Source organism: Acinetobacter sp. CIP 102637, assembly GCF_000368425.1.
Taxonomy (GTDB): Bacteria; Pseudomonadota; Gammaproteobacteria; order Pseudomonadales; family Moraxellaceae; genus Acinetobacter; species Acinetobacter parvus.
On record NZ_KB849435.1, the window covers coordinates 2,051,342 to 2,075,268 of the forward strand.

Consider the following 23,927-nt stretch of genomic DNA (forward strand, 5'->3'; position numbering starts at 1 on the left):
ATGACATTATGCATACTTTTTCAACATCGCCAATTCTCTGATATAAAAAAACCAAGCTTTTTCAGCCTGGCTTTTGAAACAGGGTAAAGTCATCGTATGACAAAATCATGACTTTTAAAACTCGATTAGATTAAGAAATCTTCAAGTTTTGCACCTTTCTCTAACTCAGCAACCAACCAGCGTGGCTGCTTACCACGTCCAGTCCAAGTATCTTCAGGATTATTTTTATTACGGTAACGTGGTTCTACGGCTTTACGCGTTGTTTTTTTACGTTTTTGCTCGCCAAGTTCCAATAGTTCTTCAATGCTAAAGCCCAGACCATCCGCAATCGCAACAATCTGATCATAAGCATCTTCAATTGCTTGATCTTTTTTACTTACAATTAAAGCCTCAGCTTCTACTTGTAAGCGTTTTAATTCTTCAACAGATAATTTACTAATATCAGGTTTCATTCGAAATGCTCCAAATCTAAAAAAGGAAATATATCACTCAAAAATAAAAAATGAATTTTAAAATTCAAAACTATATTAATTTATAAGTGATTAAATAATCAATATCAGAATAGTCTACTTAATCAAATCAATCCATAAAATGAGCTTTTTATTTATAATTAAATAAAATATGGACAGCTTTGCTCAATCAAATGAAATTAATCCAAATAAGCAGACTGTAAGATCTATCAAAAAGAATATTAATTTTTTCTTAATTTTGACTCATTTTTTCTTATTTGAGAAATAAAATACTGCCTCTCTTCACACAAGTCATGATCAGAAATATGCAAGAATTTGATGCAATAAATGTCTATTTTAATTCCGTAAAATAGACATAATTGTCTTTACTATTCACCAGCAGCTAGATTGTGTCCTACACTGGCTTCAAGCTGAATGATCCTGTTCCTAATCAACTCTGGGATATTCACTTTCTGTGAAGTTTGTTTATCCACACATACCAACACAGCTTCACCCGTTGCAACAACCTGGTTTTGTGCCTGACTCCATAACATATAATGCATACGAAATGCACTGTTTCTCAGTTCTTCAATACGTGCCCCAATATACAATACATCGGGATAGAATACTGGTCTTAAATATTTACACTGGCTGGAAGCCACCACAGTCAATATATCATTTTCAAATATATTTAATACCATTAAGTACGCAATTCGCGCACTTTCAATATATCGGTAATACTGCACATTATTGACATGGCCAAAAGCATCCATATCTCCCCAAGCCACAGTTTGCTCGTGAACAACAGGATAGATAGACAGTTCTTGCATATTTCCACTCATATTTTAAAGTTAAGAAAATTAACATCATTTTCAAAAATTAAATTTAACTGCCTGATTAAATCAGGATTATCGCCAAGCACGGTTTTAATGCGCAGGTAGCTCATTAAAATGTTATCTGGATATAGGCTTAAGAGCTGTTCCGCCTCTTGCTGGCGCTGTGTCGCCACATAAATATGCCACTTGGCGAACGTCAACATGGGTACACTGGTATAACGCTGCTCAAGCTGGATTATACGCTGTTCCACATAAGCATAATCTGGAATCTGCTTTAATAACTGCTGCTGGAACCAAAGATAAAACACCTCTGGGTCAAAATGTTCCTGCAATAAATGTAAGGCTAAATCTTCGTGTTGCAGGCTCATTTCTGGCAGTCGTGCCATTAATTTCAGCCACAGGACTTTACTACTGTATGGTCGCGCCTGAATCTCGCTTTGCAGTGCCAAATAACGTCGCTGCAAGGCAATTAAATCATCGACTGAAGCCTGGTCAAACTGAATAAGTAACTGCTGCAACCATAAATCACGATGTTCAGCATCAAGTAAACCCTGCTGCGTGGTACGTAAAAATAACCACGGTTTTTGTAATGCCAGCTTGCCCCATAAAATCGTGATACATTGCTGATATGCTGTTTCAATTTCACTTAACCAGGGAGAAAGCTGGTGCTGGGCAAGAAATTCCAAATGGGTCAACGCCTTTTCAGTTTGCTGCTGCGCCAGAAAAATATCAATACGCTGTAACTCAGCCAGTTCAAAAGCCATAGGCGCCGATTTTTCCAGATGCTGCAACGCAGTTTCATAATCTCCATTTCGATAATCAAACTGCGCATCCACAATATTATTCAGCAAGCCTGATTGTGTAAAAACACGTTCTATAAATACCTGCTGGTCCTTGGCAGCATCCAGCAACCAAACAATGCCGAGTTGTTCATAGGGATGCAGGTCTCTAAAATGTAAAACTGTTTCTTTTTTTCGTTGCTCACGTGCTAAATAACGCCGAGCAAATATCCATAATAACTGTGCAAACAGACTCACCAAAATAAACAGCAGAATAAGACCCCAAACGCTGCTCTGGAATTGCCAATCGCGCCAGTAGATATAGACATAACCCGCGCCATAGCCATAGTTCAATACGGCAAGCAGGGCAAAGATTAATAGACCGACAAGTAGATAAATCAATACAAGCTGTTTCATCATTCGCTACCCCAACAAACCAAGTGTTGTCAGTTTTGGCGTTGGCACAGCAGGTAAATTCAATACTTTCTCCAGTCGGGACCTGATCTGTTGGCTATTTTGGTCAGGTAGTTTCACCAGTAACTGTATGACTTCCTGAACTGACTTTCGGTATTCAGAAGTTTGCCCCTGATTTAAGGCCTGGGATGCCAGCAATAATCGTAACTGCGCCTCCTTGAGCAGCACATGACGGTTCATTAAATCCGTAGCGGGCTGTTCAACCCTTTCCAGCCTGAACAATTGCCACCATGAACCAGTTGCAGTCTTTTGCAGCGTAATGTTGGGATTGGAGATTTCTTGCTGTATTTTTTGATCCAGTTGTTGCAGTAGATGATTCAGTTGCTGCTGTTGTTGTGTTTGTGCCAGTACAAACTGCTGAATAGCTAGCCGATCCTGTTCAATTGCTTTCATTAAACTTTGTTGCAATGCAGGAGCAACCGCATATTGAACGATCTGTTGCTGTAACTGATTTAAATGCTCAAGTGCATAGATAAACTGCTGCTGTTCCACTGCAAACTGAATCAACTGCAAGTGTTGCTTAATCAGAATAATAGGCGCGACGCCTGTCATTGTCGCTGGCATCGTCACCATGTTTTCAGCAGGTTCCACAACACGGTTATTCTGGGCCTGACGCTGTACAGCAACAAACTGGTCATTCAGCAGTGCATAGCGCTGTTGTGTTTGATCAAGCTGCTGTTGAAGCTGGGGAATCGTTTGAGAATATTGTGCAACATCATAACTAAGCTTGGCCAACCACACCAAACCCAGTGCTAATATTAAATATACAATTTTTCTCATAGATTTCCTTGCCAGTCATTTATGCGTTGAATCATCCCTGATGCAGACAAATTTTCAAGCGGAATAATGTTAAATGCCCCACCTGCCTGCGTTGCTGCATTTTCCATTATCTTCACCAAACGCTCACCCAATACCAGATAAACCCATTGTGCTTGAATAAGGTCCTGGCCGCAAAGCTGTTGCCAGTAATTCCAGCTTGCCTCGCTGCTGATCAACACCATCGTCGGTTGATCGCGTTGAATTCTTGATAAGATATCGGGAAAACGCTTCAAGCTTATTTCAGGACACTGTCGATGATACAGCACAAAATTCAGAATACTGATACCCCGCTGTTGCAGTTGCTGCATCATAAACTGTCGCCCACCTTGACCACGCCAAAACGCAATCCGACTTAAATGGGGATGCTGCCTTAAAATCGGCAGTTGCAGCATGCCCTCAGAGTTTTCAATCTCAGGTGCATCACTTTTAATATTAAACTTTGCTAATGCCTGTGCGGTGGTTTTTCCAACCGCAATCCACTGAATATGCGCCAACCGTTCCAAAGTGATACCTGCCTGTTGCAGATAACGCATCCCGATCTCAACAGCGGTTGGACTAACCACAACAATCACCTGCACCTGTTCAAGCTGTTGGTAAAGTTGCTGCAATGCTTCAGAAAAAGATTCCGCCACCAATTCCAGCAAGGGTAGGCTTTCAATCTGATAGCCTGCCTCAGTCAATGCCTGGGTGAGGCTGGAGGCACGGTCTGAAGGGCGGGTATTAATGAACAGCATCAATATAACGCTTTTAACAACTCACCTGCGCCTTGCTCCAATAAGCATTGTGCAAGTTGTTCACCTAATTGTTCAGCATCTTCTGAAGTTCCAATCAACCGTTGTTTGAGCAAGGTTTTACCGTCCACACTTCCCACACGACCTTCTATGCTGAGCTGATCATTGGCTAAAGTTGCATACCCTGCGATTGGAACTTGACAGCCACCTTCTAGATAGGCATTAAACGCACGTTCTGCACGCACACAAATTGAGGTTTCTTCATGCTGTAATGGTTGAATGATTTTTAATAATTCCACATCATCTGCACGACACTCTAAGCCCAATGCACCCTGACCAACAGCAGGTAAACTCAAAACAGGCGCTAAACAATGACGAATTCGATCCGCTAAACCTAAACGCTTTAGACCTGCACTAGCTAAAATAATGGCATCATATAAACCATCATCAAGTTTTGATAAACGTGTACCCACATTCCCACGTAAGTCAATAATCTCTAAATCAGGGCGTATTTGTAAAATCTGGCATTTGCGACGCAAACTAGATGTACCTACTTTGGCGCCTTGAGGTAACTCATCAAAACTTTGGTAATGATTCGAAACAAAGGCATCAAGTGGATCTTCTCGCTCACAAGTCACAGCAAGTGTTAAACCTTCTGGTAAGTGCATCGGCACATCTTTCATTGAATGGACCGCCAAATCAGCACGCCCATCCAGCAATGCAGCTTCCAGTTCTTTAACGAATAATCCTTTACCACCAATTTTTGCCAACGGTGTATCTAGAATTTTATCACCCTGCGTCACAAACTTAACCAACTCAACCGTTAAATCGGGATAAAGCGCATTTAAACGGGAGCGAATATGCTCGGCCTGCCAAAGTGCAAGAGGGCTTTGTCGAGTCGCAATTTTCAAGGTTTTCATAAATTCAAGTTAAGCATGGATCAAAACAATTGTTTCAAACTTAACTTGCTCACCTAAAATTGCAAGCAAAAACTGATTTTTCATCTGACTTAAGTTCAATATTTTATAATTGATGCATGCATTCTCTTAAGCTTGGTAAATGACGGCGACTCACCGACAGGCGTTCATCCAGCTCACGTAATCTAACCTGATACTGACCAGCAGCAATCAGTTCCAAACCTTCTAAATAATCAAGAGAAACTAAAGCATTACGATGAATTCGAATGAAACGATCTGAAAACTCAGATTCTAGCTCTTTTAAAGTTTCATCAATTAATACACTGCCATTTTTATGGCGTACTGTGACATATTTCTGATCTGCTAGAAAATAGTAAATATTCTCTATTGGAATAAGTTCGACCCCGCGATAAGTTTTCGCAGCAATTTGATGACGTTGAGTTTTAGTATCGTACATATCGTCTTGTTGTTGTAAACCAGTCATTTGTGCTTGTGTAAGTTGCGTCAGACTATTAAACACCTGTTGTAAATCTTGTTGTGCAATAGGCTTGAGCAAATATCCCTGTGCTTGAAACTTAAACGCTTCCAATGCGTGTTGATCATATGCTGTACAAAAAATAATAGCTGGACGAGGGCTAAGATGACTGATCTGTTCAGCACACTCCAATCCATTCATTCCAGGCATTTGAATATCTAATAGAACAACATCGGGCGAATCATTTTCAATATGGTTTAACACATCCTGCCCATGATACGCCGTCGCAATCACTTCATGCCCCATCTGGGTCACTAAACGTGACAAACGCTCTACCGCGAGAGGTTCATCATCAGCAATCAGAACTTTCATCCTCTCCTCCTTGTCACCGTTAACTTCATCCGTCGTTTTTATGGTTAACTTATTATTTTACTCGATAGTGATAACTTACCACCGTGGTATATAACGATACTCCCCCATAAACCTGAAACTTGACCGTTTGTCCATAATAGGCTTTCAGGCGCTGTTTTACATTTTCTATCGCAATTCCATTCCCTTTTCTCGATTTTATTGTATCGTGAGAATAAGGGTTAGTAATGACTATACTGACTTGATTTTGCAATATTTCAACCAATACACTAATGGTTGAGGGCTGTAAAACTTTTTCTACCCCATGAAAAATACTATTCTCTAGCAAAGGTTGCAATGTTAATAATGGAATCGTGACTCGTTTTAATTCCAAAGACGTTGCCTGTATATTCCATTCTACCTTTAAACGCTCTCCTAAACGCATTTTTTCGATACTTAAATACTGCTGGCACAGATCAATCTCTTCCCCCAGACTCACCAGTTTAAGCTCCTGAAAGCTTGCCCTGAACAAACGGGACAAACTGATCAGCATATTTTCAGCGCGATCGGGGTCTATCGCAATCAGGCTCACTACACTGTTTAAACTGTTAAATAAAAAGTGTGGATGAATACGGGCCTGCATTGCCTGAATGCGTGCATTCAACTCACTGTATTGCTGTTTGAGCCATTGTTCACGCATATATAGGTAACGCATGCAAAACGCGCCCAGCAATATGCCGTAGCTTAAATGCAGGCCCACACCCTGAAATAAAACCTGTTCTGAAAAGTCTGTTGAATGTGAAGCCCAGTACTGGATTATATTTACCGCACAAGTGGTAAACAAAACAACCAGTTGAAGCAAAATAAAGCCTAAAATTAATGCCATTTTCTGACTAAATTTGGCAAAAAACTCCTGAAAATAATCAACCAGTGCAGAAAAGGACAGAATCACCCAGTTAATAAAGCACATATATTGCAAAACACGGGCGGTTTCCAATGCCTGCCATGAACGTGCCTCTGCCAGTGCCAACACCATCGCCAGCACATTACTAGCAACAATTAATTCCAATAAGTGTTGCCATTGCCCAATTTTCGTAAAAAAATAGGAAGCTGATGTCTGATCCTGTACATTGTCATGACGCATTTGCGATAACTTGTTGCGTCGAGTTTCGGCAACTGCGTTTGGATTTGCTATACTCTTTTTTATTTTACTGAGCTGCCATGACCACATCTTCTCAATCCTCTTCTTCAGCAAGCCCTAATCAAACCTCTGGAATGTGGGGCGGTCGCTTCTCTGAAGCAACAGATGCATTTGTTGCAGAATTTACCGCATCTGTTCAATTTGACCAACGTTTTTATAAACAAGATATTGCAGGTTCGATTGCACATGCAACCATGCTTGCTAAAGTTGGTGTACTGACTGAGGCTGAACGTGATGATATTATCCAAGGTTTGAATACAATCAAAGCTGAAATCGAAGCGGGTAATTTCGAATGGCGTATTGATTTAGAAGATGTACACATGAACATTGAGTCTCGCTTGACTCAACGTATCGGCATCACAGGTAAAAAATTACATACTGGTCGTAGCCGTAATGACCAGGTTGCAACTGACATCCGTTTATATTTGCGCGATGAAATTGATGACATTTTAGGTTTATTACTACGCTTACAAAAAGGCCTACTGAGTTTAGCAAGTCAAAATACGCATACGATTATGCCTGGTTTTACTCATTTACAAACAGCTCAGCCCGTGACTTTTGGTCATCACCTATTGGCTTGGTTTGAGATGTTGGTTCGCGATACTGAACGCCTTCAAGATTGCCGCAAGCGTGTTAATCGCATGCCACTCGGTTCCGCAGCCTTGGCAGGAACAACCTACCCAATTGATCGCGCATACACAGCCGAACTACTGGGTTTTGAAGCAGTTTCAGAAAACTCGCTCGATGCTGTTTCCGATCGTGACTTTGCCATTGAATTTAACGCTGCTGCATCATTGATCATGATGCATTTATCACGTATGTCTGAAGAACTGATTTTATGGACTTCGGCACAATTTAAATTCGTGAACATCCCAGATCGTTTCTGCACAGGCTCTTCAATTATGCCGCAGAAGAAAAATCCAGATGTACCTGAACTTGTTCGTGGTAAATCAGGTCGCGTGTTTGGTGATTTAATCAGCTTATTGACTTTAATGAAAGGTCAACCTTTGGCATATAACAAAGACAACCAAGAAGATAAAGAGCCTTTGTTTGATGCAATTGATACGGTTCGTGGTTGCTTAATGGCCTTTGCAGACATGGTGCCTGCACTGGTTCCAAACATTGAAATTATGCGTGAAGCAGCACTTCGTGGTTTCTCTACAGCAACTGACCTTGCTGATTACCTTGTGAAGAGAGGTGTGGCTTTCCGTGATGCACACGAAATTGTAGGTAAAGCAGTTGCGCTTGGTGTGGCTGAAGAAAAAGATTTATCTGAATTAACACTGGAACAGCTACAACAATTCTCTGATTTGATCGAAGCAGATGTGTTTGATAAAGCCTTAACTTTAGAAGCTTCTGTGAATGCACGTGATCATATCGGGGGGACATCACCAAAACAAGTTGAAGCAGCTATTACTCGTGCACACACTCGCCTAGAACAGTTGTACGCTTAAGGATAAATCATGACTAGACAAGTATTTTGCCGCAAATATAAACAAGAGCTTGACGGTTTAGACTTTGCACCATTCCCAGGTGCAAAAGGTCAAGAATTCTTTGAGACGGTTTCAAAACAGGCTTGGCAAGAATGGTTAAAACACCAAACCACGCTTATTAACGAAAAACGCCTCAATGTATTCGAACCCGATGCGAAGAAGTTTCTTGAAGAGCAACGGGAGAAGTTCTTCAACAATGACGAAAGTGTTGAAAAAGCAGAAGGTTGGACGGAACAAAAGTAAATCATTTCAGCTAACACCACTGAATAAAAGAGAGCTAAATATAGCTCTCTTTTTACGTGACATTTACATAAGTAATAAAGCCTTACATAGTATACACAGTTGTCTACATGACACTTGAGGGGAATATAATTACAGTGAGTCTAAGAAAGATAAAGAGATATATTGATATCTCAGAACGCATGATATTTCTCTCCCAGACTTTTCCCCCGAAGTCTGGGATTTTTTTATCTGGATTTTTTCCAATAAAAAACCACTGATCATTCAGATTCAGTGGTCAATATTAATTCCTGAAATTATTTTTGATTTACTTTCTGTTCAATTTCTTCAATGCTGGTGTGGCGCACATCCATTCCCTTAGCCATATAAATCACCTGCTCGGAAATGTTGCGCGCGTGGTCACCAATCCGTTCTAATGAACGCAGCACCCACATCACATTGATGACACGGGAAATATGACGCGGATCTTCAATCATATAGGTCATCAGGGTACGCGTTGCCGACTGGTATTCACGATCAATATCCACATCCGCCATCACCACCTTTAAGGCCTGATCCACATCCAGACGGGCAAAGGCATCCAGCGCATCATGAATCATCACACGCACTTGGTTACCAATATGACGGGTTTCTATATAACCACGCGGCGACTCGCCCTCTTCACACAAATTTTGGGCAATACGTGCAATTTTTGAAGCTTCATCACCAATCCGCTCTAAATCTGTATTTGCTTTGCTCATCGCAATCACCATACGCAGGTCAATCGCTGCGGGATGACGGCGCGCCAAAATCAGGGTGAGACCCTCATCAATATCGCGTTCATATTGATTTACGACATTGTCCTTAAACTGAACATCCATCGCCAAGTTTGCATCGGTATCCAGCAAGGCGTGGATTGCATTGGCAACCTGTTGTTCAACCAGCCCACCCATGGTCATAAATTTGGTATGCACAGCTTGTAAGTCTTCATTAAATTGTGAAGAAATATGGTGATTTAACACAGGATTACTTGGACTCACAGTATGCCTCCACTCGACACATGGAAAATGATGGGTGATTAAAACACAGCAATGATGAAACTTTTATGACAATAACACAGCTGAGTCAAAAGTCGATTGGTGTGAATTGATAAAACAAAAATCTAAAAATCTGTTAGTCTAAATACCTAGCTTGACGGAGCGCAGTTAATTAACTGCTGAGATTATCTTAATCACAAGATTTAAAGACAAGTACCGTTGAACCTGATCAGGTTAACACCTGCGTAGGAATCAAGCCCAACAAAAGCCTCGCCTTTATTTATCAAAGAGATAAATTCGCTATCGTTTTTGCTCGTGCTTGATTCGTTAATGTAATACATAAGGATCATGCCATGAACCAATTAACGAATCTTCCCTCTGCTGATATTTCCGCTCAACATGAGCAAGATGCGAAAGATTTAACCCGTATTTTACCCGCATCAAAAAAAGTCTATGTAACAGGCTCTCGCCCAGATATCCAAGTTCCATTTCGCGAAATTAGCTTGACAGAAACACCGACAGGTCTAGGTGGTGAATACAATCCACCTATTATGGTTTATGACACATCAGGTGTTTATACCGATCCTGATGTAAAAATTGATTTAAATCAAGGTCTACCTTCTGTCCGCCAAACTTGGATTGAAGAACGTGATGACACCGATGTACTCTCAAGTTTAAGTTCTGATTTTGGTCAAGCTCGCTTAAAAGATATTCGTACTGCTGACATTCGTTTTGCTCACATTCAAAATCCTCGTCGAGCTAAGGCAGGTAAAAACGTTACCCAAATGCACTATGCCAAACAAGGTATTATTACACCTGAAATGGAATATATTGCAATTCGTGAGAATCAGCGCCAAGGACAAGGCGTAGACATGCGTCAGCATGCAGGACAAAACTTTGGTGCTCAGAATTTAAGAGAAATCACCCCTGAGTTTGTCCGTCAAGAAGTTGCCGCAGGTCGTGCGATTATTCCTGCCAACATTAATCATCCTGAAATTGAACCAATGATCATTGGTCGCAACTTTTTAGTAAAAATTAATGCCAATATTGGGAACTCGGCACTCGGTTCATCGATTGATGAAGAAGTTGCTAAAATGACATGGGCAACACGTTGGGGCGCCGACACTATCATGGACTTATCGACGGGTAAGAATATTCATGAAACCAGAGAATGGATTATCCGTAACTCTCCTGTACCAATTGGTACCGTGCCTATTTATCAAGCTTTAGAAAAAGTAGATGGTGTCGCGGAAGATCTCACTTGGGAAATCTTTAAAGACACTTTGATTGAGCAAGCTGAACAAGGTGTCGATTATTTCACCATTCACGCAGGTGTGTTATTACGCTACGTGCCTATGACCGCCAATCGTCTGACAGGCATCGTGTCGCGTGGTGGCTCAATTATGGCGCAATGGTGTCTTGCGCATCATCAAGAAAACTTCTTGTATACGCATTTCGATGAAATCTGTGAAATCATGAAAGCCTATGACGTTTCATTTAGCTTAGGTGATGGTCTACGTCCAGGCTGTGTGCAGGATGCCAATGACGAAGCGCAGTTCAGCGAACTCAAAACTTTAGGTGAACTGACACATCGCGCCTGGGAACATGATGTACAGGTGATGATTGAGGGACCTGGTCATGTGCCAATGCATATGATCAAGGAGAATATGGACCTGCAACTGGAAGTATGTAAGGAAGCGCCATTCTATACACTGGGGCCATTAACAACTGACATTGCTCCAGGTTATGACCATATCACCTCGGCGATTGGTGCCGCGATGATTGGCTGGTATGGTACTGCCATGCTCTGTTATGTCACACCAAAAGAGCATTTAGGTCTACCGAATAAAAAAGATGTCAAGGATGGGATTATCACCTACAAGATTGCGGCGCATGCAGCGGACCTGGCAAAGGGCCATCCAGGTGCACAGGTACGTGACAACGCACTGTCCAAGGCACGTTTTGAGTTCCGTTGGGATGACCAGTTTAACCTGAGTCTGGACCCAGATACGGCACGCAGCATGCATGACGAAACCTTGCCAAAAGAAGCGCATAAATCAGCGCATTTCTGCTCCATGTGCGGACCAAAATTCTGCTCCATGAAGATTACTCAGAATGTGCGAGATTATGCTCAAAACCAGCACAATGCCAATCAGTCAAATGATGTGGAAAAAGATATTGAAGCAGGTCTCAGTGCCATGAAAACCGCTTATCAGGAACATGGTCAAAAATTGTACCACAAGCTGTAAATCGCCTAAAAAAAGATTTGCCCATGAATCATTCTCGGTTAGGATGAGATATGTACAATCTCATCCTGATTGAAGATGAATATTCTTGACCACGCCAGCTATTCAGCATCCGACGTTACGATAGAATCTCGAGAGTTTTTATTCCGAGGATTCATTCAAGTTGAGAAAGTGAGCTTTCGACACCGATTGTTTAATCAGCCAGATTACTCACCCGTGATTCAGCGTGAGCTGATCCATCGCCCAGAAGCCGCTGGTGTCTTGCTTTATAATGACCAACAACAACGCTTTGCACTCATTGAGCAGTTTCGGGTCGGTGCATTAAATGACTCCGAGTCAGCATGGCAACTTGAAGTCATTGCTGGTGTGCTTGATGGAGACGAAGCACCAGAAGACTGTATCCGTCGGGAAAGCCTGGAAGAATCGGGTTGTGAGGTTCAACAGCTCCAGCATTTATTTAGTTTTTACCCTTCTGCGGGGGCATGCTCGGAATTTTTTCACTTGTATGCGGCAGAAGTAGAATTACCAAAAATGGGGGGCATCTTTGGGATGCCAGATGAAGGGGAGAACATCCAGCTTCATTTATTTGACTATTCAGAACTAGGCACTTTACTTAAGAATGGACGTTTGAGAAATGCACCTGTGATTATGGCATTGCAGTGGCTGGCTCAACACTTACAACAACGATAAGAATCTGGGGGACTACAGACGGTGACTTTCCAGGTCTCAGCGTTATCGCAAAAAGATTTTGTGATGATACAGATTACTGATACCCATTTACTGGAGTATCCGCATCTGGAGTTTGTCGGGATGCATCCCGAGCAAAGCTTTCATGCAGTAATCGACTTGATGCGCCAACAGCACCCCCATATTGACCTGATTGTGCATACAGGTGATCTGGCTCAGAACCCGACACCAGTGACCTACAATCGCTATCTGCAACATATGCAGAGTCTGGGCATTCCTTTCTTCCATACCCCAGGCAATCATGATGATGTTGTCCATTTTCCTTTCCATGAAAGCGACCAGACACAGGTAACGGTTGTTGAACTTGGCAAATGGTGCATTATTTTACTGAACAGTGCACAGCCACAGCGTATTGATGGAAAAATCGCGGATGGTCAGCTGGCACAGTTGACCAGACTATTACAACAGTTAAAAGACCGCTATGTGCTTATTGCCTGCCATCACCATCCTTTTGCGATGGAATCTGCTTGGATTGATCAACATAAACTAAAGAACTCATCTGATTTACTCGAAACGATTCGACCTTTTTCAAATATCAAAGCCATCATCTGTGGTCATGTCCATCAAGACTCTATTAACGGATGGCAAGATATTCAATTTTTATCAACCCCATCAACCTGTATTCAATTCAAGCCTAAAAGTGATAAATTCGCCCTGGATGAGGAACATCCTGGTTACCGTTATATCTGCCTTAAGGCCAATGGAGAACTGGAAACACAGGTCTATCGGCTTCCGACTTCCCAGCGTATGAACAGCTCAGAAGTTTTGGGATATGATTAGCGACTGTTGATTACAAATCACATCCACGATTTCTCACGAAATCTAGACAGGAATGACTACCATCTTGTCTAAAAACTCTATATGATGACGACCCCTGATGGGGAAAACCATCTTCGGTTTATATAAAAACACTTGCATATCACCATATTTTTTGCGTATAGATAGTACGTGTATGATGAGGAATGCCCTATATGGCGAATGACAACCAAAATCAAGTCCTGGACGAACAGACAGAAGTGATTGACGATCAAAAAGCGCCTGTAAAACGTGTGCGTAAAACCAAACCCAAGTCTGCGGAAGGTGGAACCACCGCAAGTCTGTTTGGCATCGCACCTTATCAGCCAAAGAAAAACGAAGAATATATGTCTGAAAGGCAGCTTGAGCATTTCCGCCAGATTTTGAATGCATGGAAAGCTGAGTTAATGTCTGAAGTTGACCGCACCCTGAACACCATGCAGGATGAATCAACTGCATTGCCTGATGTCAATGACCGAGCAACACAGGAAGAAGAGTTTGCGATTGAGTTACGCACCCGTGACCGTGAGCGTAAGCTGATTCGTAAAATCGAACAGTCGATTGAGGCGATCCAGAACGAAGATTATGGTTTCTGTGAAACCTGTGGTATCGAGATTGGCCTACGCCGTCTGGAAGCACGTCCAACGGCAACGCTCTGTATCGATTGCAAAACTTTGGCAGAAATCAAAGAAAAGCAAAACAACGGATAAACCCTCCCCTAGCCCCTCCCTTAAAGGGAGGGGGACTTCACGAAGTCAATGTTTACTTAGATTCGTGAGACTTTCCCCATGTCTTACATCGGACGTTTTGCACCCTCCCCGACAGGTCCACTGCACTTTGGGTCCCTGCTTACCGCAGTCGCAAGCTATTGTGATGCCAAAGCCAATCATGGCAAATGGCTGGTTCGCATTGAAGATACCGACATTGCACGCATTTATCCCCATAGTGAAGCCCACATTCTCTCCTGTATTGATGCATTTCAGTTTGAACCTGATGCCGAAATCATTTTTCAAAAAGATCGTTTAGAGCTTTATGAACAGGTGCTTGAACAGCTTAAACAACTCCAGGCGGTTTATGCCTGCCAATGCACACGTAAAATGCTGGGCTCTAATCATATCTATACAGGTACTTGTCGTGACCTCCGTCTTGATTTCAGCCAGCAGGCGATTCGTCTTAAGGTCGCTGATCAGCTCATTTGTTTTGATGATCGTTTACAAGGCCAACAATGCTCAAACTTGCAACATGATCTCGGCGATTTTGTCCTAAAACGCCGAGATGGCATTATCAGCTACCAATTGGCTGTCGTGGTCGATGATTATTTACAGGGGATTACCCATGTGGTTCGTGGTGCAGATTTACTGGATAATACCACCCGCCAAATCTGGCTCGGTTCGCTGCTAAACTATCCGACTTTGAGTTATATGCACCTCCCGCTTGCCATGAATGATCAGGGACAAAAACTGTCAAAGCAGAATATGGCGCAGGCATTAGGCACTTCTAAAGCTCCAGAACTGCTACAGCAGGCGATTTTAGCGCTAGGTCAGCCTGATATTGAACTTGACCAGCCCCGAATTATGCTCAAACAAGCGGTGCAACAATGGAATATTGCTTTAATTCCAAAAGGCATTCATTTGGCTGGAATATACCTATAGGCAATAAAAAAGCCCTATGCATAGCAAAGGGCTTCTCTAAAACTTTCAAGCTTGATTAACTAGAAGTTTGATTCTTCTTTCACAGGATTTAACTCTTGCGTTGATGCATCAATTTTCAAAATCAAACTGATCATGGCTGCACACATCATCAACGATGTACCACCATAACTAATGAATGGCAGTGTTAAACCCTTGGTTGGCATCAAGCCCATATTCATGCCTGCATTCACCAGAATCTGTAGCAGGAAAATAATGCTGATGCCATAGGCCAAATAGCCTGCACGCAGGTAGTTGTGTTGCAATGCACGGTGGCCAATACGAATACAGCATGCCAGCATGGTAAATGACAGCGTCATCACAATGGTCACGCCAACAAAACCAAACTCCTCACCTAGAACTGCCAACATAAAGTCAGTATGTGCTTCTGGAAGATAGGACAGCTTTTGGACACTGTGTCCCAATCCCGTGCCAAACCATTCACCACGTCCAAATGCCATCAATGCATTGGAAAGCTGGTAGCCAACGCCCAATGGATCAGCCCAGGGATTGGTAAATGAAATCAGGCGCTGAAAGCGGAAAGGCTCAAACAGGATCAGGGCCGTCACACCCGCAACAATTGCCCCCAGCATAATCAGGAACTGTGTTGCTGGCGCACCTGCCAGAAAAAATACACCCACCATCATCAAAACAATCACGACGGTGGCCCCCAAGTCAGGCTCAGCCACAATGAAGCCAACGGTTAGGGCCATGACACCACTCAGGCGCAGCAAACCTTTCCAGTGCGTTCGCACCTCTTTGGCACGGCGAACCACATAGTCAGCGGTAAAAATTGCCATCACGATCTTGGCAATCTCTGTAGGCTGCAAGGTAAAGCCACCCACCTTAATCCAGCGGTGTGCCCCATTCACTTCGGAACCCACAACCAGTACGGCGAGCAGCAAGACGATGGTAATCAACCATAACGGGAATGCATTTTTAAACCATAGATTGAGGGAGACCCGATAGGTTAAAAATGCCACCACCGCCGCAACCACAATCGAGATACCATGACGAATCAGGAAGTAGAATGGGTTTTCATGAATATATTCCGCATACGGCATCGAGGCTGACGCCACCATCACCGAACCGAAGCACAGCAGGGAAATCACAGAGAAAATCAGGATATTGCGTGCTGTCATTTCTGCTGGAAACTTGGGCAAACGATTCAGCAGCTGTGAAATCTTCTGTACAGTCTTTTGTATAGCGTTTTGGGCTAAATCAGCCATAACTCTAATCCCTAGTTTTTATTTTCATTCAAGGCATTTACACAGGCCACGAATTGATGTCCACGATCATTGTAGCTCTTAAACATATCAAAGCTGGCGCATGCTGGCGAGAGTAAAACCACATCCTTTGCATGGGTCGCCTGTTGGGCCAAATCCACCGCATGCTTTAGGCTATTGGCATGCTGGATGATGGTGGTTCCCTGAATGGCCTGTTCAATCACTGCCGCATCTTCACCAATCAGAATCACACTCTTGACATATTTGTGGATGGCATCACGTAATGGCTTAAAGTCCTGTCCCTTGCCCTGCCCCCCGAGAATCAGTGCCAGCTTGCCTTTCTTGACCTCAATCGCAGCCCCTAAACCATCAATTGCCGCCAGTGTTGCGCCAACATTCGTTCCCTTGGAATCGTTATAGTAGCGTACCCCATCAACAGTTTTGACGTATTCACAGCGATGTTCCAGCCCCTTAAAGGTTTTTAGGGTGTCAAGCATGGATTGCATTGGCAAGCCAACCGCCTCACCCAATGCCAGGCAGGCCAGTGCATTGGCAACGTTGTGCATCCCCTGAATGTACATTTCAGAAGTTTTAAGTAACCGTTCACGTCCACGCGCCAACCACATGGTACCATCTGCATCTCGCAACACGCCATACTGATTCAGGTCAGGCGCATTAAGACCAAAACTTTGCATCGGCGTGACATCTGGAACCAGTGGACGGCTTAGGTTGTCATCACGGTTATAGACTACTTTTTTCACGCCCTGAAAAATACGGTGCTTGGCCTTGTGGTATCCCAACATATTGCCATGACGATCCAAATGATCTTCACTCATGTTCAACACCACAGCCACTTCCGCATTCAGGTGGGAAGTTGTTTCAAGCTGAAAGCTGGACAGTTCCAGCACAATCAGCTCAGGTTGATCTTTCAGTAAATCCAGTGCAGGACGGCCAAGGTTGCCACCCACAGCCACTTTTTTGCCTGCATCCTGCGCCATCAAGCCAACCAATGTGGTCACGGTGCTTTTTGCATTTGAGCCTGTAATTGCAATAATTGGAACTTCTGTTGCGCGACGTAACAGCTGGATATCGCCCACAACAGCAATACCCTGCTCAATCGCCTGCTGGATTTCAGGTAGCTGTGGCGCAAGGCCTGGACTTAGGATAATTTCTTCTGCTTGTTGTAAAAGTTCTGAATCGAGTTTGCCAAAGCTGGTTTTCACTCCAGCGGGAATCTGGTCATGCCCAGGGGGAGTTTTCCGAGAATCCGTAACTGCAACCTGGTAGCCTTGTTCATGTAAAAAGTTAACCGCCGACACACCTGAAACCCCCAGGCCCGCCACGACTTTTAATCCACCACGTTGTATTAACATTTTCGTTCCATTTTTGCAGTTCACAGAATGGCAAAAATGTTAGCACTTTACTGTTTTAAATGCTTTTTCAGTTTTGGTTTTATTCAGGCTTTTTTGTGTCAGTGCGTAAAAGTAAAAAATCGCCCATACCCTTAAATATGGGCAACCCTTATATTGCTAACGCCATTTTACTGTCTGGATGGGTTCTTTACTTTTAGCTGTGGCACTATCATCGCTGGAACAGCCACAGCCACCAGCACAACCCACCACCATTTTAGGTTTTAACCACGTTGCCAAACGCTGCCAGCCTAAACGCTGGCACAGGTTGGATAAAGCCAGAAATGCTGCATTTGCTGTTTGAGGAAATACTTTCTTAAATACCACCACAGCACTCCACAGCACCAATACAGCAACAATCAAGTACTCAAACATAAGCATCTCTCCAATGATTCCCTCCTTTTGTTAAAAGGAGGTCAGGTGGTATTTGCTACCCCCAAATGCGTGATGCAATCTGGTAGGTAAAAAACGACATTAAGTAGGCCAATCCAAACAAATAAGCAGTCATCGCCGCCACATGCTTCCATGAACCCGTTTCACGACGTACCGTTGCCAGTGTTGCCAGACAATGCGGCGCATAGATAAACCACACCAGCAAAGACAAACCTGTTGCCAGCGACCAGCCTGTACCATCAGCACTGATCAAGTGTGCCAAGCCTTGTGCCACCGCATCATCGTCTGCACCCGACAGTGCATAGACGGTACCCAGTGCAGCCACCACCACTTCACGGGCCGCCATCGCTGGGATCAAGGCGATACAGATTTGCCAGTTAAAGCCAATCGGGGCAAAAATAGGCTGGATCACATGCCCCAGCATCCCTGCAAAGCTGTAGTCAATTGCAGGTTGGGTTGCACCCTCTGGTGCCTGCGGAAAAGTACACAGGAACCAAAGCAAAATCGACAGCGCAAAGATAATGCCACCGACACGTTTTAAGAAAATTTTGGCGCGGTCCAGCAGTCCAATCCCGACACTTTTCAGGTCTGGAATACGGTAACTTGGCAACTCAAGCAACAACGCATGTTGTGATTTGTCCTTTTGCAGGAATTTCATCACGATGGAAACACAAAGCGCGCTAAAAATCCCTGACATATACAGGCCAAACAACACCAGACCTTGCAGGTTAAAAATGCCCCACACGGTTTGCGCTGGAATAAAGGCCGCAATCAGCAAGGCATATACAGGTAACCGTGCTGAGCAGGTCATCAGCGGCGCCACCATAATCGTGGTAAAACGATCACGTGGATCACTGATACTACGGGTTGCCATAATTCCAGGCACGGCACAGGCAAAACTTGAAAGCAATGGAATAAAGGCGCGCCCACTCAGACCAGCCTTGAACATCAACTTATCTAACAGGAACGCTGCCCGTGGCAAGTAACCTGATTCTTCCAGCACCAGAATAAAGAAGAACAAGATCAGGATTTGTGGCAGGAACACCACCACACCACCAGCCCCTGCAATAATGCCATCCACAACCAGACTTTGCAGCAATGGCTGGGAAATGTGTTGTCCCAAGGTTTCTCCAAGCCAGCCAAACAGGCTTTCAATCCCATCCATGAATGGTGCAGCCCAGGCAAAGACCGCCTGAAAGACAATAAACATCATCACAGCCAAACTAATCAAGCCCAGCACTGGATGCAGGAAAATCTTATCCAGAAAATCGGTGCGCTTATCTTCCTGATCAACGAAATTCACCACATCCCTGAAAATCGTTTCAATTTTCTGATGGTGTCCACCTTTCAAACCACTGAGCTCTGTTTGTGGAACCGTGTATTTCTCCTGGTCCAGTGCGTGCAACAGGTTTTCAATGCCTGTGTTACGGACTGCTACAGTCTCGACCACGGGTACGCCCAAACGTTCTGACAGTTTCTGGGTATTGATCTGGATGCCACGGCGACGTGCCTCATCCATCATGTTCAACACCACCAGTATTGGGCGGCCCAGCTCAATGATTTCCAGCACCAAGCCTAAATGCAATTTTAAGTTGGTTGCGTCCACCACGCATAAAAAGGCATCCTGCTGCCCCTCTTCCGCGATCTTGCCCTGACAGACATCACGGGTGATTTCCTCATCTGGACTGGTGGCCTCTAAGCTATAGGTTCCTGGCAAATCCAGGACACGAACACTCCGACCTGACGGCAACTGGAAATGCCCGACCTTACGCTCTACCGTTACCCCTGCATAATTGGCAACCTTTTGGCGGGTTCCTGTCAGGTGGTTGAATAAAGAGGTTTTACCACAGTTTGGATTCCCCACGAGGGCAACACGTAACGCATCACTCATGCAGGTGCTCCTTCAAGTTGAATTTCAATTTTTTCAGCCTCAGTTTTGCGTAATGCGAAACGAGTAAAGCCAATCTGGATTAGAATCGGATCGCCACCAAACACACCTTTGGTAATTACCTGCACCTGAGTGCCTGGCACAAAGCCCAAACTCTCTAAACGCACTGCTACAAGATCTGGCTGTCCAGTCTCATCGACCAGGCGATTCACCTTGGTGATTATCGCCGTTTGCTTGACTTTTAATGCTGACAATCGCACCGCTTCTAACCCTTGACTCTTTTATTGCAAGTATACAGGCAAATGAGAATAATTACCAAAAACAATATCAATGGCATTTCCTTTTTTGACAGATCGACAACACAAAATTTTTCTTTTACAGTGCAGATGAATCAAGGACACTGGCTGTTATGTTAAATAAAAAACCTCGTATTCCCACTGCGGTCACCATTCCTGAACATTTGAGTTTTTTACAGGGTTTTCGTGATTATCTGGTGGCGCAAACCGTTAGCCCCCATACCCGTAATGCCTATCTCTCCGACCTGATTCAGTGCAGCGAATTACACACATCGGTTTCATTACCGCAATGGTCGAGTGCTGACATTGCCGATGTGCTGATTGCGCTGACCAAGTCTGGTAAAAGTCCCCGTTCAATTGCGCGTTGCCTATCGGCACTGAGACAGTTCTATAAGTTTTTAAGGGAACAAAAACTGAGGGATGACAACCCTGTTGCCACCCATCAATCCCCTAAAATTGGTCGAGCATTGCCAAAGGATTTATCAGAACAGGATGTTGAGTCGCTGATCAATGCGCCTGACACTAACACCGCCCTAGGCCTACGTGACCGTGCCATGCTGGAAGTGCTGTATGCCTGCGGCTTACGTGTCTCTGAGTTGCTCAATTTACGCATGGAACTGATCAATTTAAAGCAGGGCTTTTTACGCATCACAGGCAAGGGCAATAAAGAGCGTCTTGTTCCACTCGGACAATATGCCTGTGACTGGATTGAAAAATATCTGCTTGAATCACGCCCTCAACTCTACAAGAGCAGTACCGATTATCTATTTCTCACCCAGCACGGTGGCATCATGAGCCGCCAGAACTTTTGGTACGCGATTAAACGCTATGCGCTACAGGCCAATATTCAGGCGGAGTTATCACCGCATACCCTGCGCCATGCCTTTGCCACCCATCTTCTCAATCACGGCGCGGATCTACGTGTGGTGCAAATGCTGCTTGGGCATAGTGACCTCTCCACCACCCAGATTTATACCCATGTTGCTCAACACCGTATGCAGGAGTTGCATGGTAAATACCATCCACGGGGATAAAACCACCACTTGTCCAAGATTGGGATAAAACTTGATTTTGTTCACAATGCATCAGCAAGATTTAACGAAGTCATGGCATTTTTTTGTTATGCTAAGCCCCTGAATATATGAATATGAACAAAAAAGGTTCCTTATGTTGTTTAACCGTTCCAAGCTTGTACTTGCATGTACATTAGCATCGACATTATTGGTAAGTGCTTGCTCAAAAGAAAACTCAGCACAAAAACAAGATGCCCTGACAGCGAGTGCGCCTGCAACTGGTGAAGCATCAACCTTAAATGAACGCAATACCCAGCAGCGTCTGGTTTCAACGCTGGAAAAGCATTTTAAAACCGCCAATATCAATGCCAAAATTTTGGCGGTGAAAAAAACCGAAGTGCCCAACTTATACTGGGTGAGTCTGGAAGGGATGGGTTCAGTTTATGCCACGGCTGACGGGCAGTATATTATTCAGGGTGATGTAATTCGTTTAGGCGACAAACAGTTGCATAATGTCAGTGAGGCATTGCAGTCAACAGAGAATAAAAAACACTTGGCCGCCCTTAAAACAGAAGACCTGATTGTTTATCCAGCGCAGGGCGGTAAAGCCAAACATGTGATTTATGTGTTTACCGATTCAAGCTGTCCTTACTGCCACAAACTGCATGAACATCTGGCTGAAATTACCGCTAAAGGCATTGAAGTGCGTTACATCGCATGGCCTCGTGGTGAGCAGTTTATGCCAACCATGACCGCGATCTGGTGTAGTGAAGACCGTAAGGCCGCCTTTGATCAAGCCGTTCAGGGTTTACCTGTCCTCGCTGGAGAATGTAAAAACCCAGTACGTGACCAATATCAACTGGGTCTCAACATGGGCGTAAATGGCACCCCAGCAATTTACAATGTTGAGGGTGAATATCTGGGTGGTTATATGACCCCTGACGAGATCATCAAGCGACTTGAAAAATAAAACATTCCCCCTCCATATACACCAGAACGAATTGGGCGACAGATTAAAGTGATCTTAGCCCTAGTGTCTACGCAGTTTTTTAGCTATGATCAAGCTTCATTAAAACGATTGAATAAAATGGAGTGTGACGTGAAACCAGTTCGTCTGGCGATACTCGGTCTTGGTACTGTTGGTGGTGGAGCCCTTAAATTATTACAAGAAAATGCTGCTGAAATTAAACGCCGTACTGGTCGAGAAATTCAAATTACCCATGTGGGTACACGCCGTCCACGTCCAGACTTAAATCTTGAGGGTATTCAACAAAATGATGACCTGATGCACATCGTACGTCAACCTGATGTAGATGTCGTGGTTGAGGTCATGGGTGGCATTCATCCTGCCTATGAAGTCATCATGGAAGCCATTAAACATGGCAAGCAGGTGGTTACCGCAAACAAGGCTTTGCTTGCTGAACATGGCAATGAACTGTTTAAGGCGGCAGAAGACAATGCCGTGCAGATCGCCTATGAAGCGGCGGTTGCTGGCGGTATTCCAATTATCAAGGTGATCCGTGAAGGCCTTGCAGCAAACCATATTCAATGGCTGGCAGGGATCATCAATGGTACAGGCAACTTTATCCTGACAGAAATGCGTGAAAAAGGCCGTGCCTTTGAAGATGTGTTAAAAGAAGCTCAGGAACTGGGCTATGCCGAAGCTGACCCAACCTTTGATGTTGAAGGCATTGATGCGGCCCATAAACTCACCATTTTAGCCTCTTGTGCTTTTGGTATTCCGCTACAGTTTGACAAAGTCTACACCGAAGGCATCAGCAAGATTACCGCACAAGATGTGAAATATGCAGAAGATCTTGGTTTCCGCATCAAGCATTTGGGTATTGCACGCCGTGCAGCCAATGGAATTGAGTTACGCGTCCATCCAACATTGATCCCATCCGAAGAACTGATTGCCAATGTCAATGGTGTTAAGAATGCCGTTCTTGTGCAAGCTCATGCAGTTGGTCCTACGTTGTATTACGGTGCTGGCGCAGGTGCAGGTCCAACCGCTTCTGCGGTGGTCGCCGATGTGATTGATATTGTGCGTGATATTTCCTATACCGAAGATGGGGCAGGAACGATTCCTCAACTGGCATTTGAAGCACTCACCAATGTGCCAATCCTCAGCCGTGAGGAAATGACCACTGGATACTACATTCGCCTCAATGCCGAAGACCAGACGGGTGTATTGGCCGATGTCACCACCATTCTCAGCCGTGCGGGGATCAGTATTGATGCCATTATGCAGCAATCACGCTTAAAGGATTTAATTCCAATTGTGATTTTGACTGATCCAGTGCTTGAGTCCAAGATGGATGAAGCGCTTGCACAAATTCAGGCATTACCTACAATTCATGGCGAAATCATCAGAATTCGTTTAGAATCGCTCGATAGTTAATCAGGTTGAGGGAAAATGACTTCCCTCTCCCCGCTCTACCTCATATT

Annotated in this window: 24 protein-coding genes and 1 riboswitch; of the genes, 10 read left to right on the forward strand and 14 right to left on the reverse strand. The window is 44.0% G+C overall.

All coding sequences use genetic code 11. The features are described 5' to 3' along the window. Positions 1 to 125: 125 nt before the first annotated feature. From F967_RS12860 to F967_RS12895, 8 genes are all read right to left on the reverse strand, one after another. A complete protein-coding gene (locus F967_RS12860) occupies positions 126 to 452 on the reverse strand; it encodes an H-NS histone family protein (RefSeq protein ID WP_004680745.1) in 327 nt (108 codons plus the stop codon). Between the two features lie 386 nt (positions 453 to 838). Next, positions 839 to 1,279 carry an acyl-CoA thioesterase gene (locus tag F967_RS12865; protein WP_004762331.1) on the reverse strand — a complete coding sequence of 147 codons (441 nt, stop codon included), beginning with the start codon at positions 1,277 to 1,279 and terminating at the stop codon, positions 839 to 841. 8 nt (positions 1,280 to 1,287) lie between these two features. Continuing rightward, positions 1,288 to 2,481: a membrane protein gene (locus F967_RS12870; RefSeq protein WP_010589460.1), complete on the reverse strand. Its 1,194-nt coding sequence runs from the start codon at positions 2,479 to 2,481 to the stop codon at positions 1,288 to 1,290. 6 nt (positions 2,482 to 2,487) lie between these two features. Further along, positions 2,488 to 3,318 (reverse strand): hypothetical protein, encoded by an 831-nt coding sequence (locus tag F967_RS12875; protein ID WP_004800317.1) that lies wholly within the window; start codon positions 3,316 to 3,318, stop codon positions 2,488 to 2,490. Beyond that, positions 3,315 to 4,091, reverse strand: a complete 777-nt coding sequence (locus tag F967_RS12880) for a uroporphyrinogen-III synthase (RefSeq protein WP_004800319.1) — start codon at positions 4,089 to 4,091, stop codon at positions 3,315 to 3,317. Before F967_RS12880 ends, F967_RS12875 begins: the two co-directional genes overlap by 4 nt. Further along, positions 4,091 to 5,008 (reverse strand): hydroxymethylbilane synthase, encoded by a 918-nt coding sequence (hemC, locus tag F967_RS12885; protein WP_004800321.1) that lies wholly within the window; start codon positions 5,006 to 5,008, stop codon positions 4,091 to 4,093. The genes F967_RS12880 and hemC overlap by 1 nt, the downstream gene beginning before the upstream one ends. A 103-nt stretch (positions 5,009 to 5,111) precedes the next feature. Continuing rightward, a complete protein-coding gene (locus tag F967_RS12890; RefSeq protein ID WP_004800323.1) occupies positions 5,112 to 5,852 on the reverse strand; it encodes a LytR/AlgR family response regulator transcription factor in 741 nt (246 codons plus the stop codon). Between the two features lie 52 nt (positions 5,853 to 5,904). Then, positions 5,905 to 7,059, reverse strand: a complete 1,155-nt coding sequence (locus F967_RS12895) for a sensor histidine kinase (RefSeq protein WP_004762343.1) — start codon at positions 7,057 to 7,059, stop codon at positions 5,905 to 5,907. Between F967_RS12895 and argH the strand changes: the two genes are divergently transcribed. Both argH and F967_RS12905 read left to right on the forward strand, forming a co-directional pair. Continuing rightward, entirely contained in the window at positions 7,050 to 8,483 is a 1,434-nt protein-coding gene (argH, locus tag F967_RS12900; protein WP_034431167.1) for an argininosuccinate lyase, read from the forward strand. The two genes, F967_RS12895 and argH, sit on opposite strands and share 10 nt — an antisense overlap. A 9-nt stretch (positions 8,484 to 8,492) precedes the next feature. Further along, complete coding sequence (locus tag F967_RS12905; RefSeq protein ID WP_004659388.1) at positions 8,493 to 8,765, forward strand: oxidative damage protection protein; 273 nt, start codon at positions 8,493 to 8,495, stop codon at positions 8,763 to 8,765. A gap of 293 nt (positions 8,766 to 9,058) precedes the next feature. On the opposite strand, the gene phoU is transcribed toward F967_RS12905, so the two are convergent. Next, positions 9,059 to 9,781: a phosphate signaling complex protein PhoU gene (phoU, locus tag F967_RS12910; RefSeq protein ID WP_004800329.1), complete on the reverse strand. Its 723-nt coding sequence runs from the start codon at positions 9,779 to 9,781 to the stop codon at positions 9,059 to 9,061. A 145-nt stretch (positions 9,782 to 9,926) separates the two neighbouring features. Then, positions 9,927 to 10,047, forward strand: a riboswitch (TPP riboswitch). Between the two features lie 84 nt (positions 10,048 to 10,131). Between phoU and thiC the strand changes: the two genes are divergently transcribed. The 5 genes from thiC (at position 10,132) to gluQRS (ending at position 15,218) form a co-directional block, all read left to right on the forward strand. Then, positions 10,132 to 12,027 (forward strand): phosphomethylpyrimidine synthase ThiC, encoded by a 1,896-nt coding sequence (thiC, locus tag F967_RS12915; RefSeq protein WP_004800331.1) that lies wholly within the window; start codon positions 10,132 to 10,134, stop codon positions 12,025 to 12,027. A gap of 75 nt (positions 12,028 to 12,102) precedes the next feature. Continuing rightward, the gene (locus F967_RS12920; RefSeq protein ID WP_004680756.1) at positions 12,103 to 12,714 is read left to right on the forward strand and encodes an NUDIX domain-containing protein; all 612 of its coding nucleotides are present in this window, start codon (positions 12,103 to 12,105) and stop codon (positions 12,712 to 12,714) included. A gap of 21 nt (positions 12,715 to 12,735) precedes the next feature. Next, a complete protein-coding gene (gene cpdA / locus F967_RS12925; RefSeq protein WP_004680757.1) occupies positions 12,736 to 13,551 on the forward strand; it encodes a 3',5'-cyclic-AMP phosphodiesterase in 816 nt (271 codons plus the stop codon). A 191-nt stretch (positions 13,552 to 13,742) separates the two neighbouring features. After that, a complete protein-coding gene (gene dksA / locus F967_RS12930) occupies positions 13,743 to 14,276 on the forward strand; it encodes an RNA polymerase-binding protein DksA (RefSeq protein WP_004680758.1) in 534 nt (177 codons plus the stop codon). 78 nt (positions 14,277 to 14,354) lie between these two features. Next, positions 14,355 to 15,218 (forward strand): tRNA glutamyl-Q(34) synthetase GluQRS, encoded by an 864-nt coding sequence (gluQRS, locus tag F967_RS12935; protein ID WP_004800336.1) that lies wholly within the window; start codon positions 14,355 to 14,357, stop codon positions 15,216 to 15,218. A gap of 59 nt (positions 15,219 to 15,277) precedes the next feature. On the opposite strand, the gene ftsW is transcribed toward gluQRS, so the two are convergent. From ftsW to F967_RS12960, 5 genes are all read right to left on the reverse strand, one after another. After that, positions 15,278 to 16,483: a putative lipid II flippase FtsW gene (gene ftsW / locus F967_RS12940; RefSeq protein ID WP_004800337.1), complete on the reverse strand. Its 1,206-nt coding sequence runs from the start codon at positions 16,481 to 16,483 to the stop codon at positions 15,278 to 15,280. Between the two features lie 11 nt (positions 16,484 to 16,494). Beyond that, positions 16,495 to 17,853 (reverse strand): UDP-N-acetylmuramoyl-L-alanine--D-glutamate ligase, encoded by a 1,359-nt coding sequence (murD, locus tag F967_RS12945; protein WP_004800339.1) that lies wholly within the window; start codon positions 17,851 to 17,853, stop codon positions 16,495 to 16,497. Between the two features lie 156 nt (positions 17,854 to 18,009). Beyond that, positions 18,010 to 18,264, reverse strand: a complete 255-nt coding sequence (locus tag F967_RS12950; RefSeq protein ID WP_004800341.1) for a DUF6587 family protein — start codon at positions 18,262 to 18,264, stop codon at positions 18,010 to 18,012. Between the two features lie 55 nt (positions 18,265 to 18,319). Further along, on the reverse strand, positions 18,320 to 20,173 hold the full coding sequence (gene feoB, locus F967_RS12955) for a ferrous iron transporter B (protein WP_004800344.1): 1,854 nt from the start codon (positions 20,171 to 20,173) through the stop codon (positions 18,320 to 18,322). Further along, positions 20,170 to 20,430: a FeoA family protein gene (locus F967_RS12960; protein ID WP_004674296.1), complete on the reverse strand. Its 261-nt coding sequence runs from the start codon at positions 20,428 to 20,430 to the stop codon at positions 20,170 to 20,172. Before F967_RS12960 ends, feoB begins: the two co-directional genes overlap by 4 nt. Positions 20,431 to 20,579: 149 nt before the next feature. Between F967_RS12960 and xerD the strand changes: the two genes are divergently transcribed. From xerD to F967_RS12975, 3 genes are all read left to right on the forward strand, one after another. After that, the gene (gene xerD / locus F967_RS12965; RefSeq protein WP_004800347.1) at positions 20,580 to 21,500 is read left to right on the forward strand and encodes a site-specific tyrosine recombinase XerD; all 921 of its coding nucleotides are present in this window, start codon (positions 20,580 to 20,582) and stop codon (positions 21,498 to 21,500) included. 133 nt (positions 21,501 to 21,633) lie between these two features. Next, positions 21,634 to 22,449 carry a DsbC family protein gene (locus tag F967_RS12970; protein ID WP_004680763.1) on the forward strand — a complete coding sequence of 272 codons (816 nt, stop codon included), beginning with the start codon at positions 21,634 to 21,636 and terminating at the stop codon, positions 22,447 to 22,449. Positions 22,450 to 22,578: 129 nt separating this feature from the next. Then, the gene (locus F967_RS12975) at positions 22,579 to 23,880 is read left to right on the forward strand and encodes a homoserine dehydrogenase (protein ID WP_004762367.1); all 1,302 of its coding nucleotides are present in this window, start codon (positions 22,579 to 22,581) and stop codon (positions 23,878 to 23,880) included. Positions 23,881 to 23,927 lie beyond the last annotated feature (47 nt).